Source organism: Phycicoccus flavus, assembly GCF_004025965.2.
In the GTDB taxonomy this organism is placed as follows: Bacteria; Actinomycetota; Actinomycetes; order Actinomycetales; family Dermatophilaceae; genus Phycicoccus; species Phycicoccus flavus.
Window position 1 is genome coordinate 1 of the sequence record NZ_SAYU02000038.1, and the last position, 13,232, is coordinate 13,232.

Annotated in this window: 12 protein-coding genes; 10 read left to right on the forward strand and 2 right to left on the reverse strand. The window is 75.8% G+C overall.

Annotation, left to right across the window (positions count from 1 at the left end; translation table 11 throughout):
• The coding region (locus EPD83_RS12045; RefSeq protein WP_165566619.1) for an MBL fold metallo-hydrolase at positions 1-830 on the reverse strand (830 nt) is incomplete at its 3' end.
• On the reverse strand, positions 827-1,654 hold the full coding sequence (gene murI, locus EPD83_RS12050; protein WP_165566620.1) for a glutamate racemase: 828 nt from the start codon (positions 1,652-1,654) through the stop codon (positions 827-829). The genes murI and EPD83_RS12045, both read right to left, overlap by 4 nt.
• A gap of 120 nt (positions 1,655-1,774) precedes the next feature.
• Between murI and EPD83_RS12055 the strand changes: the two genes are divergently transcribed.
• The 10 genes from EPD83_RS12055 to EPD83_RS20995 are packed head-to-tail and all read left to right on the forward strand — an operon-like array spanning position 1,775 to position 13,200.
• Entirely contained in the window at positions 1,775-3,598 is a 1,824-nt protein-coding gene (locus tag EPD83_RS12055) for an ABC transporter ATP-binding protein (protein ID WP_165566621.1), read from the forward strand.
• A 1-nt stretch (position 3,599) separates the two neighbouring features.
• On the forward strand, positions 3,600-4,490 hold the full coding sequence (locus EPD83_RS12060) for a glycosyltransferase family 2 protein (protein ID WP_235950550.1): 891 nt from the start codon (positions 3,600-3,602) through the stop codon (positions 4,488-4,490).
• Positions 4,487-5,029 (forward strand): acyltransferase, encoded by a 543-nt coding sequence (locus EPD83_RS20990; RefSeq protein ID WP_128367266.1) that lies wholly within the window; start codon positions 4,487-4,489, stop codon positions 5,027-5,029. Before EPD83_RS12060 ends, EPD83_RS20990 begins: the two co-directional genes overlap by 4 nt.
• The gene (locus EPD83_RS12070; protein ID WP_128367265.1) at positions 5,026-6,093 is read left to right on the forward strand and encodes an NAD-dependent epimerase/dehydratase family protein; all 1,068 of its coding nucleotides are present in this window, start codon (positions 5,026-5,028) and stop codon (positions 6,091-6,093) included. The genes EPD83_RS20990 and EPD83_RS12070 overlap by 4 nt, the downstream gene beginning before the upstream one ends.
• Positions 6,090-7,100 carry a CgeB family protein gene (locus EPD83_RS12075; RefSeq protein ID WP_165566622.1) on the forward strand — a complete coding sequence of 337 codons (1,011 nt, stop codon included), beginning with the start codon at positions 6,090-6,092 and terminating at the stop codon, positions 7,098-7,100. Before EPD83_RS12070 ends, EPD83_RS12075 begins: the two co-directional genes overlap by 4 nt.
• The gene (locus EPD83_RS12080; protein ID WP_128368000.1) at positions 7,088-8,146 is read left to right on the forward strand and encodes an RNA-binding protein; all 1,059 of its coding nucleotides are present in this window, start codon (positions 7,088-7,090) and stop codon (positions 8,144-8,146) included. Before EPD83_RS12075 ends, EPD83_RS12080 begins: the two co-directional genes overlap by 13 nt.
• Positions 8,143-8,841, forward strand: coding sequence for an acylneuraminate cytidylyltransferase family protein (locus EPD83_RS12085; RefSeq protein ID WP_128367999.1), 699 nt, complete (start codon positions 8,143-8,145; stop codon positions 8,839-8,841). The genes EPD83_RS12080 and EPD83_RS12085 overlap by 4 nt, the downstream gene beginning before the upstream one ends.
• Positions 8,838-11,081: an N-acetylneuraminate synthase family protein gene (locus EPD83_RS12090; RefSeq protein WP_165566623.1), complete on the forward strand. Its 2,244-nt coding sequence runs from the start codon at positions 8,838-8,840 to the stop codon at positions 11,079-11,081. Before EPD83_RS12085 ends, EPD83_RS12090 begins: the two co-directional genes overlap by 4 nt.
• Positions 11,072-12,151, forward strand: a complete 1,080-nt coding sequence (locus EPD83_RS12095) for a glycosyltransferase (protein ID WP_164896517.1) — start codon at positions 11,072-11,074, stop codon at positions 12,149-12,151. The genes EPD83_RS12090 and EPD83_RS12095 overlap by 10 nt, the downstream gene beginning before the upstream one ends.
• The gene (locus EPD83_RS20995) at positions 12,148-13,200 is read left to right on the forward strand and encodes a glycosyltransferase (protein ID WP_128367184.1); all 1,053 of its coding nucleotides are present in this window, start codon (positions 12,148-12,150) and stop codon (positions 13,198-13,200) included. Before EPD83_RS12095 ends, EPD83_RS20995 begins: the two co-directional genes overlap by 4 nt.
• Positions 13,201-13,232 lie beyond the last annotated feature (32 nt).

A 13,232-nucleotide genomic window follows, 5' to 3' on the forward strand; every position in this document is an offset into this window, starting at 1 on the left:
GCGGCCGCGTAGTCCGCCCACATCGCGCGCGCCGCCCCCACGTCGAGCGCCGGTGGGTCCTCCCCGACGACGAGCGTCTCACCGGCCAGGGCGAGCTCGACCCGCCCCGGCCACACCGCGGCGGCCTGGGCCCGACAGACCTCGGCGTCGTTCCAGGCCGGGATGTGGGTGAGCACGAGCCGGCGCACTCCCCCGGCGCGGACGGCCGCCGCCGCCGCCCGCGAGCCGGTGAGGTGGATGCCGCGGACGGGGTCGCGGCCGTCGACGAAGGCGGAGTCCAGCAGCGCGACGTCGGCCCCCGCGAGCAGGAGGTCGAGGTTCGGGCAGTCGTCGGTGTCCCCGGTGAAGGCGAGCACCCGGCCGCCGGCCTCGACGCGGTAGCCGTAGGCCTCGACCGGGTGCTCCACGGCGACCGGCCCCACCGTGAAGGGGCCGACGACGAAGGGCTCCCCGTGGCGGACCACTCTCACGTCGAGCTCGGCGTCCATGCCGCCGGGCCCGATGCCGTGGTACATGTGCGCCAGCCGTTCCGCGGTCCCCGACGGTCCGTGGACCGCCAGGCGCCCCCCGAGCGGGCCCTGCGGCCGGTACTTGCGGGTGACGTAGAGGCCGAGGACGTCCGCGCAGTGGTCCGGGTGGAGGTGGCTGAGGACGACGGCGTCGAGGTCGGCGGGGTCGAGGTGGCGCTGGAGCGCCCCGAGCGCCCCGCTGCCGAGGTCGAGGAGCAGGTTCCACGTCCGGCCCTCGTGCTCGGCCCGAACGAGGTAGCAGGACGCGGGCGAGCCGGGGCCCGGGAACGAGCCGGAGCAGCCGACGACGGTGAGCCTCATCCGATCCCCACCCGCTGCACGACCGGCGGCGACGTGAAGACCGGGCCCACCGAGGAGCCGACGCCGAGGAAGCGGACGGCCAGCCGGCGGAACTCGTCGGGGTCGCCCGTGGTCGTGAACCCGTGGCTGGGCTCGGGCAGGCCGTCCGGCCGCAGCAGCCCACCGTCGGCCAGCACCCGGTAGACGTCCTTGGCCGTCTCCTCGGCCGACGACACGAGGGTCACGGCCTCGCCCATGACGTAGGAGATGACGCCGGTGAGCAGCGGGTAGTGGGTGCACCCGAGGACGACCGTGTCGACGCCGCGCTCCCGCAGCGGGTCGAGGTACTCGTGCGCTACGCCGACGATCTCCGGCCCGCCGGTGACGCCCGCCTCGACGAACTCGACGAAGCGGGGGCAGGGGGTGGAGGTGACGTCGAGGTGCGGGGCGGCGGCGAAGGCGTCGAGGTAGGCCCCGGACTGGTGGGTCCCCCGGGTCGAGATGACGCCCACCCGACCGGTGCGGGTGGCCGCGGCAGCCCGCCGCACCGCGGGTCGGATGACCTCGACCACCGGCACGTCGTAGCGCTCGCGCGCGTCGTGCAGCACCGCGGCACTGGCGGTGTTGCAGGCGATGACCAGGGCCTTCACCCCGTGGTCGACGAGCCGGTCGAGGCACTGCAGCGCGAACTCGCGGGTCTGGGCGATGGGTCGGGGGCCGTAGGGGGCGCGCGCGGTGTCACCGAAGTACGCCACCGACTCGTGGGGCAGCTGGTCGAGGATCGCCCGCATGACGGTCAGCCCGCCGTAGCCGGAGTCGAAGACCCCGATGGGTGAGTCGGTCACGCTGACAGGCTAGAGGCGCGGCGCGCCGCGAGTGGTCGCGGATGGACGTCGGGCCCGTCACGTCCCGCCTACGATGGTCGCGTTCCGGCCTCTCCCCGGGAACGCACCAGGAGGACTCACGTGTTCGGCATCCCGCGCGGGATCGCGGTCCTGTTCTCCCCGGAGAACCGGGTCCGGCTGCTCCTCGCGGTCGTCGGCTCGGTCGTCACGGCGTTCCTCGAGGTCGTCGGCGTCGCGAGCGTCGTGCCCCTCATGCAGCTGCTCACCGGCGCCGACACCGGGACCGGGCTCCTCGGACGGTTCGCCGACGTCTTCGGGAACCCGCCGCGCGACCGGCTGGCCCTCGTCATCGCGGTCCTCGTCTTCGCCTCGTTCATCCTCAAGGCGGTCATCGGCGTCGCGTTCCGGTGGTGGATGGCCGGCTTCCTCGCCCGTCAGGAGGCCGACACCTCCCAGTCGCTGCTGCGTCGCTACCTGGCCGCCCCGTACTGGGTCCACCTGTCGAGGCACACGAGCGAGTTCAACCGGACGATGACCGAGTCGGCGGGACAGACCTACGCCATGGTCGTCACCGGCGCCATCATCGTCGCGACCGAGGCGGTCACCGTCCTCGCGCTGACCGTCGTCATCCTCGTCCTCGACCCCGTCCCCGCCGTCGTGGCCATCGTGTACTTCTCGGTGGTCGCCGTCCTCTTCCAGCGCACGGTCGGGCCCCGCGCCGAGAACGTCGGCCGGGTCTTCCAGGAGGCGTCGCTCGACATGTCGATGACGGCGTGGGAGACGATCCAGGGCATCAAGGAGATCCGGGTCCGCCGCACCTCGGACCAGTTCCTCGCCCGCTACCGCGAGGCGCGCCTGCGCTACGCCGGGGCCCGCCGCGCCAACGCCTTCCTCGCGGACCTGCCCAAGAGCATCTTCGAGCTCGTCTTCATCGGCGGGGTCGCGGTGCTCGTCGTCGTCGCCTTCTCCACCGGCAACTCCTCGACGACGCTGACCACCCTGTCGCTCTTCGTGGCCGCCGGCTTCCGGCTGCTGCCGAGCCTCACGAGGATCATGGCCTCGCTCCAGCTCATCCGGACCGGGCGCGCGGGCCTGACGCTCGTCCTCGCGGACCTCACCGACCCCGACCTGCCCGACGTGCCCGGCGACGACCCCACCGCGACGGGCCGGATGCCGCTGACGGAGAGCCTCGTGGTCCGCGACGCCATCCACCGGTACCGGGACGGCACGACGAACGTCCTGGACGGGGTGTCCGTGGTCGTCCCGGCCGGCACCTCGGTCGCGTTCGTCGGCACGAGCGGCGCCGGCAAGACCACCCTCGTCGACACCGTCCTGGGTCTGCACGAACCGGTCTCCGGCGAGGTCCTGGCCGACGGCCGGCCGATCACCGACGACCTCCCGGGCTGGCAGCGCAACGTCGGTCTCGTGCCGCAGGACGTCTTCATCCCCGACGACACCGTCCGCGCCAACATCGCCCTCGGCGAGCCCCCGGAGATCATCGACGAGGAGCGGGTCCTCGCCGCCGTCCGCGACGCGGAGCTGGAACCCCTCATCGCCGCGCTGCCGGACGGTCTGGACAGCCGCGTCGGCGAGCGCGGCTCGCGGCTGTCCGGGGGTCAGCGCCAACGGCTGGGCATCGCCCGGGCCCTCTACCGCAAACCGGCCCTCCTCGTCCTGGACGAGGCCACCTCCGCCCTCGACAACGAGACCGAGCGGCGGGTCGCCGAGACCGTGGCGGCCCTGCGCGGACGGATGACCGTCATCATCGTCGCGCACCGCCTGTCGACGGTCCGCGACTGCGACCAGGTGGTCTTCCTCAAGGCCGGCCAGGTCGAGGCGGCGGGGACCTTCGAGGAGGTCCGTCGTGCGAGCCCGGACTTCGCCCACCTGGTCCGCCTCGGGCGCCTCGAGCCGGTCCCCGCGGGGGGCGACCGTGCCGAGTGAGGTGCCCGGGCTCGCAGTCGTCGTCCCGCACTACGGGGACCCGGCGCCGACGTCCGCCCTGCTCGACGCGTTGCGCGCCCAGACCGCGCCGCCGGTGCAGGTCGTCGTCGTCGACGACTGCTCCCCGGAGCCGTTCCCGGACCGGCCGGGGGTGCAGGTGGTCCGGCGCGCCGTGAACGGCGGGTTCGGGTCGGCCGTCAACACCGGGGTGGAGCAGGTCCGGGCCCCGATGCTGCTCGTGCTCAACAGCGACGTCTCCCTCGGCCCGACGTTCCTCGCCGACCTGCTCGCGGCCGCCCGGCCCTGGCTGCCCGCCGTCGTGGGTCCCCTCGTGCGGGACTCCCGTGGCGCACCGACCCCGACCGCGCGCCACTTCCCCACCGTCGGCCACCAGGTGGTCGAGTGGCTGACGCCCCTGGCACGCTTCCGGCACCACCGGGTCCTGCACGAGGCCGTGGGTCACGACACCCGCGCCGTGCCCGGCGTGGTCCTGCCCGTAGACTGGGTGGTGGGGGCCGCCCTGCTCCTGCGCACCGAGGACTTCCGGGCGGTCGGCGGCTTCGACGAGCGGTACTACATGAACTCCGAGGAGATCGACCTGCAGCGACGGCTGCGCCGACGCGGGGTCCCGGCGGTCTTCGTCGGCACCGTCGAATTGGCCCACACCGGGGGCGGGTCGTCCGATCCCCTGCGGCGCCGGGCCTGGCTCGTGACCTCCCGGATGCGGTACGCGGAGCGGTGGGGTGGTCGCCGCCGGCTCGCCACCGCACTCACGGTCGCGACGGCCGCCAACGTCGCCGTCAACGGGGTCCGGCGCCTGGCCGGGCGCGACGTCGCCCCGATTGCCACCGCCCGCGAGGAGCTGCGGCTGATCCACGGGGGCCGGCGATGAGCACGGCGCGTCGCGTCGTCGAGGCCGCCCCCGGCCTCCGCTGGCACCTCGCCCGGGCCCGCGGGCCGCTCTACCGGCGAGCGTTCGCGGGCTTCGGTCCGGGGTCGGTCATCGTCGCCCCGCTCGCCCTGCGCGGTGTCGAGCGGATCACCGTCGGGGCGGGGTGCGCGATCTACGAGCGCGTGTGGCTGCAGGCGGAGGCCGGCGGCTCGATCACCCTCGGCGACCGCGTCTACGTCGGCCACGACGTGCACCTGCACTCCATCGACCCGGTCGGCGTCGGGAGCGACACCGTGCTCGCCGACGGCGTGTTCGTCGCCTCCACCGACCACGACCGCAGCGACCGCTCGCGGGTGCACGGGACCGGCCCGGTGCACATCGGCGACCGCGTCTTCCTCGGCCAGCGGGCCGTCGTGCTCGGCGGGGTGACCATCGGCGACGGCGCCACGGTGGGCGCCGGTGCCGTCGTCACCCGCGACGTACCCGCCGGCGCAACGGTGGCCGGCGTGCCCGCCCGGCCCGTGGGGTCGCGGCGATGAGGGTCCTCGTCACGGGGGGCGCCGGGTTCATCGGCCAGCACCTGGCCCGCCGCCTGCACGCCGGCGGCCACGACGTGCTCGCCCTGGACTCGCTGCTGCCCCAGGTACACGCCGACGCGGGCGCGGCCCGCGCGGCCTTCCCCGGCCCGGTCGTCGTCGGGGACGTGGCCGACCCCGCCGCGTGGGCCGCCCTGCCCGAGGGCACGGTCGACGCCGTCGTGCACCTGGCCGCGGAGACCGGGACCGGGCAGTCGATGTACGAGGTCGAGCGCTACCACCGGGTCAACGTCGAGGGCACCCGCCTGGCGGCGCGGTGGGCCCGCGAGCACGGCGCCGCGCTGGTCTCGCTCAGCTCGCGCGCCGTCTACGGCGAGGGCGGGTACACCTGCCCCGAGCACGGCTCCACCTTCGGCCCCCGCTGCTGCCGGCACGGGCAGCCGGTGGCCTCCACCGAGGACGACCCGCACCGCCCGGTGTCGGTCTACGGCGAGACGAAGTCGCTGGCCGAGCAGGCCGCGGCCGACGAGGGCGAGGGCGTCGTGCCGCTCACCGTGATCCGCCCGCAGAACGTCGTCGGACCGGGCCAGGCCCTGCACAACCCGTACACCGGGGTCCTCGCGGCGTTCCTCGCCATGCTGCGCGAGGGCCGGCCGCTCACGGTCTACGGCGACGGCCACCAGACCCGCGACGTCGTGCACGTCGAGGACCTCGTGGCCCTCGTCGCCTGGGCCCTCGACCGCCCGCCCGCACCCGGCGAGGCACGGGTCGTCAACTGCGGCAGCGGGGTCCGCACCACCCTCGTCGGCCTCGCCGAGGCCGCGGCGGCGGGCGCCCCCGTCCCCTCCCCCGGCGTCACCCACCTCGACGTCCACCGGGCCGGCGACATCGAGCACGCCTGCGCCGACCTCACCCGGCTGCGCTCGCTCGGGGCCCCGCCGCCGCGCTGGTCCGCCGCCGACGCCGTGGCCGACTTCGTCCGTCGCTCCTGGCAGCAGCCCGGCGCGGACGCGGCCGCGTGGGACGACGCCCTCGACGAGCTCGCCCGCCGCGGCCTCACCTCGTGACGCCGCGCTCACGGGTCCTCGTCCTCAGCCCCGCCTTCCACGGCTACTGGCGCTCCCTGGAGCGCGCGCTGGCGGGGCGGGGCCACGAGGTACGAACCGTGCGCTACGACGAGCGCGGGCCGGCCGGCCGCCTCGGCGCCAAGGCCCTGCACGAGCTGCCGGAGCGTCTCGGCGCCTCCGACGCGCGGCGCCGGGCGGCCCTCGGTCGCCGGGCGAGGAACGCGGTCACCGCCCACGACCCCGACGTGCTGGTCGTCGTCAAGGGCGACGCCTTCGACGACGACTTCTGGGACCTGCTCGCCGCCCGCCGGCAGCGCCGGGTGCTCTGGCTCTACGACGAGCTGCGGCGCACGGGGCACACCGCCCTGTCCCTGGCCCTCGCCGGCCCCGTCGCCTCGTACTCGCCCCTGGACGTCGAGGCCCTGCGGGCCCGCGGGCTGCGGGCCGAGCACGTCCCCCTCGCCCACGACCCGCACGAACCGGTCACCCCCTACCCGCCCCGCGACGAGGTCGTCTTCGTCGGGGCGCGCTACCCCGGCCGCGAGGCCCTGCTGCGCTCCCTCGCCGACGCCGGTCTCCCGGTCCGCGCCCACGGACGCGACTGGTCCGAGCACCCGGTGGACCGCGCGCGCACCTGGCGCCTCGGCACACCGGGACTGCCGGCCGGACGTGACCTGGCCCGCCCGGACGCCTACGGTGTCATGGCGGCGGCGACCGCCACGCTCAACATCCACGGGGACCAGGACGGCTTCACGATGCGGACCTTCGAGGCGTGCGGGGTCGGCGCGGTCCAGCTGGTCGACCGGGCCGACGTCGCGCGGCACTACGAGCCGGGCACCGAGGTCGCCGTCTTCTCGGGCGCCGACGAGGCGCGCGACCTCGCCCGACGGGCCCACACCGACCGGCCCTGGGCCGACGCCCTCCGTCGGGCCGGCCGCGCCCGCACCCTGGCCGAGCACACCTTCGACGTCCGCGCGCGGTCCCTGGAGGCGCTGTGGACGGCCTGACCCACCCGCGCGACCTCGAGGCGTGGCACCGGTGGCAGCTGGGCCGGCAGCCGCTCGCCCGGCGGGTCCGCCGGGTCGCGGGGGTCCTCGCGGAGATCGCCCGCCCGTCCCGTCGACCCGGCGGCGTCGTCGTCACCCGAGGCGGCACCGGCCCCGTACGCCTGCTCGTGGTCCTCGACGCCACCTCGCCGACCTCCCTGGCCGCCCTCCTGCGGCCGCTGGGCCACCTGCCGCTCGGGGACGTCGCCGTCGTCTCGCGCGACGCCGTCAAGCCCCTGCTCCCGCCGTGGGTGTGGCGCGAGAGCCAGGGCGTCGCGCACGAGGACCTGCCACGCCTGGCGTCCGGCGCCCCCGCGGTGCTCTCCGTCGGGCACTTCCTGCCCCTCGGCGCCGCGGCCCGCACGGCCGTCACCGACCCGTCGCGGTTCGTCACGGTGCAGCACGGCCTCCTCACCCCGCACGCCCCTCCCCTGGCCGAGGGCACCACCCTGCTGGCCTGGAGCGCCGGCGACGCCGACTTCTGGCGCTCCGGCCGCGACGACGTGAGCGCCCACGTCGTCGGCTCCCAGCTGCTGTGGGACGCCGCCGACCACCCCGCGACACCGGACCCCGCCGCGCCGCCGGTCTTCCTCGGCCAGCTGCACAGCGCCGAGCTCGGCCGCGAGACCGCCGAGCGGGCCGCCGAGGAGTTCTGCCGCACCCACGGGGCGCGCTATCGGCCGCACCCCTCCGAGACCGACCGCCGGTCCCGCGCCACGCACGCGCGCTGGGAGGCCGAGGGGATCGTCCTGGACCGGTCCGGCACCCCGCTGCGCGAGCTCGGGGCGCCGGTGGCGAGCGTGTTCTCGACCGGAGTGCTCGAGGCCGCCGCGGCCGGGCTGCCGAGCGGCGTCTTCCTCCCCGACCCGCCGTCCTGGGTGGCCGGGTTCTGGTCCCGCTACGGCCTGCGTCCCTGGGACGAGCGCCCCACCCCCTCGCCCGAACGGCCCGCCACCGAGCCGTCCCGCGCAGCGGCCACGGTGCTGGAGGGGATGATGGGGCGGTGAGGATCCTCTGCGTCGTGCCCGCCCGGGGCGGGTCCAAGGGCGTCCCGCGCAAGAACGTCCGCGAGGTCGCCGGCCGGCCGCTGCTCGCGTGGACCGTCGAGCAGGCGCTCGCGGCCCGGCCGGCCATGGACGTCGTGGTCTCCACCGACGACGACGAGATCGCCGAGGTCGCGCGGGCCGCCGGCGCCCTCGTCCCCTTCCGCCGTCCGGCCGGGCTCGCCCGGGACGACACGCCGACCGAGCCGGTCGTCCGGCACGCCATCGAGGCCGCCCGCGCCGCCGACGCCGCCCCCGACGCCGTGATGCTGCTGCAGGCCACCTCCCCCGTGCGGCTGCCGGGCACGGTGTCGCGGGCCGTCGCGCAGTTCACCGCGACCGGCGTCGACAGCCTCGTCGGCGTCGTGCCGCAGGCGCCGTTCATCTGGACCGACGGCCCCGAGCCGTCCGCCGCCTACGACGTCACCGCCCGCCCCCGCCGCCAGGACCTCACCCCCGCGACCCTGCGCTACCGCGAGACCGGGTCGCTGTACCTCACCCGCACCTGGGTCTACGACGAGCTCGACAACCGCATCGGCGGTCGCGTGGGGCTCTTCGTCATGGACGAGTCCGAGGGCGTCGACATCGACACCGTCCTCGACCTCGCCGTCGCGGAGCAGCGCCTGCTCGCCGCCACCGTCACCGGAGCCTCCACATGATCATCGAACGCACCGTCACCCCCTACGTCGTCTACGGCGAGGACCCGGTCCTGCGCGCCCTGGAGAAGATCACGGCCAACAAGGCCCGGATCGTCTTCTGCGTCTCCGAGCACGGCCACCTGCTCGGCTCGATCTCCGACGGCGACGTCCGCCGCTGGATCGCCGCCCAGGACGACGTCGACCTCTCCCGCCCGTGCGCCGACGTCGCGAACACCGGCGCCGTCCGGGCCCCGGCCACCGCCGCCCCGAGCGAGGTGCGGACGCTCTTCACCCCCAGCGTCGACCACGTCCCGCTCCTGGACGACCAGGGCCACCTCGTCGCGGTCGCCGTCAACCGCAGCGACGTCTTCCGGGTGGGCCGGCACGAGGTCGGCAAGGACCGGCCGGTCTTCGTCATCTCCGAGATCGGCATCAACCACAACGGGTCGGTCGACCTGGCCAAGCACCTGGTCGACCTCTCGGCCGCGGCCGGCGCCGACGCCGTGAAGTTCCAGCTGCGGGACATGGCCGCGCTCTACCGCGGCGGCTCGGGCAGCAGCGCCGGGGAGGACCTCGGCCCGCAGTACACCCTCGACCTGCTCTCCCGGTTCAACCTCCCCGCCGAGCGGCTCTTCGAGGTCTTCGACCACGCGGCGGGCCTGGGCGTCGACGTCATGTGCACCCCCTGGGACCTGCCGAGCGTCGACGCCCTCGTCGAGTACGGCGTCCCCGCGCTGAAGATCGCCTCCGCGGACCTCACCAACCACACGCTGCTGCGGCACGCCGCCGCCTCCGGCACCCCGCTCGTCGTCTCGACCGGGATGTCCACCGAGGCCGAGATCCGCGAGAGCGTCGCCCTCCTGCGCGCCACGGGGACCCCCTACGCCCTCCTGCACTGCCAGTCGACGTACCCGGCGCCCTTCAAGGACGTCAACCTCTCCTACCTCCCGCGGCTGGCCGAGCTCGGCGACTGCCCGGTGGGCTACTCGGGGCACGAGCGCGGCTTCCACGTGCCGCTGGCCGCCGTCGCCCTCGGCGCGACCATCGTCGAGAAGCACTTCACGGTCGACCGCTCGATGGAGGGCAACGACCACAAGGTCTCGCTGCTGCCCGAGGAGATGCGCGAGATGGTCCAGCGGATCCGCGAGGTCGAGGAGGCGCTCGGCGGCACCGGCCCGCGGCAGGTGTCCACCGGCGAGATGATGAACCGGGTCAACCTGGCCAAGAGCCTCGTCGCCGCCCGCGACATCGCACCGGGCGAGGTCATCGACGCCGGTGCCGTCGACGTCAAGAGTCCCGGCCGCGGCCTGCAGCCGAACGCCCTGCCGAAGCTCGTCGGGCGCACCGCGAACCGGGCCCTGGCCGCCGGCGAGTTCTTCTACGCCTCCGACCTCGCCGACGGCGTGCCGAAGGGCCGCGACCACACCTTCCGGCGGCCCTGGGGGCTGCCGGTGCGCTACCACGACGTCGAGGCCCTCACCGCCGACTGCACGCCGGGCTTCCTAGAGTTCCACTTCTCCTACAAGGACCTCGAGATCGACCCCGCCACCGCGATCCGCGGGCCGCTGCCGATGGGCTACGCCTGCCACGCGCCGGACCTGTTCGCGGGCGACTTCATCCTCAACCTCGCGAGCGAGGACGACGCGCACTGGGAGCGCTCGGTCGAGGAGCTCCAGCGGGTCATCGAGACGACCCGCTCGATGCGGGGCCTGTTCACCCAGGACGCCGACCCGGTCGTCATCTCCAGCGTCGGCGGGTTCACCTCCGACCGGCACGTGCCGGTGGACGAGATCCCGGACATGTACGCCCGGGTGGCGGCCGGCCTGGACCGCGTCGACGACTCCGGGGTCCGCCTGGCCTGCCAGACCCTGCCGCCCTTCCCCTGGTACATGGGCGGCCAGCTGTACTGCAACCTCTTCGTCCGGCCCGACGACACCGCCGCCTTCGCCGAGCGCTACGGCCGCCGCCTGTGCCTCGACGTGTCCCACACCAAGCTCGCGTCCACCTTCCTCGGCATCCCCTTCTCCGAGGCCGTCGACGCGCTCGCGCCGCACGCGGAGCACCTGCACCTCGTCGACGCCGTCGGGGTCGACGGCGAGGGCGTCCAGGTCGGCGACGGCGAGGTCGACTGGGCGGTGCTCGCGGAGCAGCTGGACGCGCTCGCCCCCGACGCCGGGTTCATCCCGGAGATCTGGCAGGGCCACGTCAACGGCGGCGAGGGGTTCTGGGTGGCCCTCGAGCGGCTGGAGCAGTGGTTCTGAGCGCTCGCCCGCTCGCCCTCTGGGTCCTGCCGGTCTCCGACCTCGGCGGGGTCGCCCGGCACGTCCTCGACGTCGCCGAGGTCGGCGTCCCCGGGTGGCGGCTCGCCGTGCTCTGCCCGCCCGGGCCGCTCGCCGACCGGCTCCGGGCCCTCGGCGCCGACGTCCGCACCGCACCGGTCGGACCGGACGACGGGGTCCGCGCGTCCGTGGCCGCGGTCCGGCGGGCCGTCCGGGAGCTCGCGCCGGCGGTCGTCCACTCGCACCTGTCCTGGGCCGACGTCGTGGCCGCCGCGGCGACCCTTGGCTCGCCCGCCGCGCTCGTCACCACCGAGCACGGCATCGCCGACGACGACCTCGTCTACCACGGCACCGCGTGGCGGGCGCGGCTGAAGGAGGCGCTGCACACCGCGCGCCTGCGCCGCGCCGACGCGGTGGTCGCGGTGTCCGGGGCGACCGCCCGCAGCATCACCCGCAAGTGGCACCCGGGCGCCCGGACCCCGCTGCACGTCGTCCGCAACGGCCTGGACCGGCCGGCCACGCCTCCGGTCCGCGAGCCCGGGCTGCACGTGGTCTCGGTGAGCCGGCTCGCGCCGGAGAAGCGGCTCGACGCGCTGCTCCATGGGTTCGCCGTGCTGCACCGGGAGCACCCGCGGGCGCGGCTCACCCTGGCCGGCACCGGACCGGACGAGGCGGCCCTGCGCTCCCAGGCCGACACCCTCGACGTCGCCGGGGCGGTGACCTTCCCCGGCCACGTCGAGGCCGCCGACCTGCTGGCCCGCGCCGACGTCCTCGTCCAGCTGTCGGTGTGGGAGAACTGCTCGTACGCGCTGCTCGAGGCCCTCGGCCACGGCTGCGGCGTCCTCGCCTCCCCCGTCGGCGGCAACCCCGAGATCCTCCCCCGTGCCGCCCTCGTCGACCCCCGCGACCCCGCGGCGGTGGCGGCCGGCGTCGTCCGCCAGGGCCTGGACCCGACCACCCGCCCACGCCTGGACCCCGCCTGGCCCACCCGCGCGGACATGACGGCGGCGGTCTCGGCCGTCTACGCGGGCGCCGTGGAGCCCCGGCGATGACCCGGGTCCTCCTCGCGGCCAACAACGCCGAGGTCGGCGGCGGTGAGGTCATGCTGCTCGCCACCGCCGAGGTGCTGCGCGACCTCGGCGTCGAGACCGCGGTCGCCGGCCCGGTCCTCGCCGAGGGGGCCACCGGCGGCGTCGTCGACCAGGCCGAGCAGCGGGGGTTCCCCGTCCTCCGCCTGCCCGCGCAGCGGCGCGCCGCGATGGCCGCGCTGCGCTCGGCGGCCCGCGGGAGCGAGGACTGGCTGTGGTGCCACGGGCTCGCGCCCGCCCTCGCGACGGCGGGCCGCCAGCGCCGGGTCGTCCACGTGCACCAGGCGCCGTCGGCCACCCACCGCGCCGCCATCGGGGTCTCCCGGCTGCGGGCCGAGGCCGTCCTCGTGCCCAGCCACGCGATGACCGCCGCCGTGCCCGGCGCCACGGTCGTGCCCAACTGGACCGACGCGCTGCCCGTGCGGGACGCGGACGGCGCGCCGGACCGGCCGGTGCGGGTGGGCTTCATCGGCCGGCACTCCGCCGACAAGGGCCTCGACGTGCTGGCCCGGGCCGTCGAGCGGCTGGCCGCCGCCGAGCCCGACGGCTGGCGCCTCGTCCTCGCCGGGGACGGCCGCTTCGTCCCGGCGGAGCAGACCGCCCGGGTCGACGCCGCGCTGGCTCGGGTCGGGGCGGTGACCGACCGCCTCGGCTGGTGCGAGCGGGCCGACTTCTTCGGCGCCGTCGACCTCGCCGTGTTCCCCTCGACGTGGGCCGAGCCGTTCGGGCTCGTCGCCGCGGAGGCGATGAGCGCCGGGGTCCCCCTCGTGGTGTCGGACGCCGGCGCGCTGCCGGAGGTCGTCGGAGCCGGCCACCCGTGGGTGGTGCCGGCGGGCGACGACGCGGCCCTGGCCGCCGTGGTCCGCGCGTGCGCCACGGCCCCGCCAGAGGTGCGCAGGGCCGCGACCGCCGCGGCCCGCGAGCGCTGGCAGGAGCACTACTCGCCCGCCGCCGGACGCGCCCACGTGGCCCACCTCCTGCGCCGCCTCGGGATCGGCACGTCCGCCCCCTGACGTCCGCCGTCTGCGAGGATGACGGGCGACCC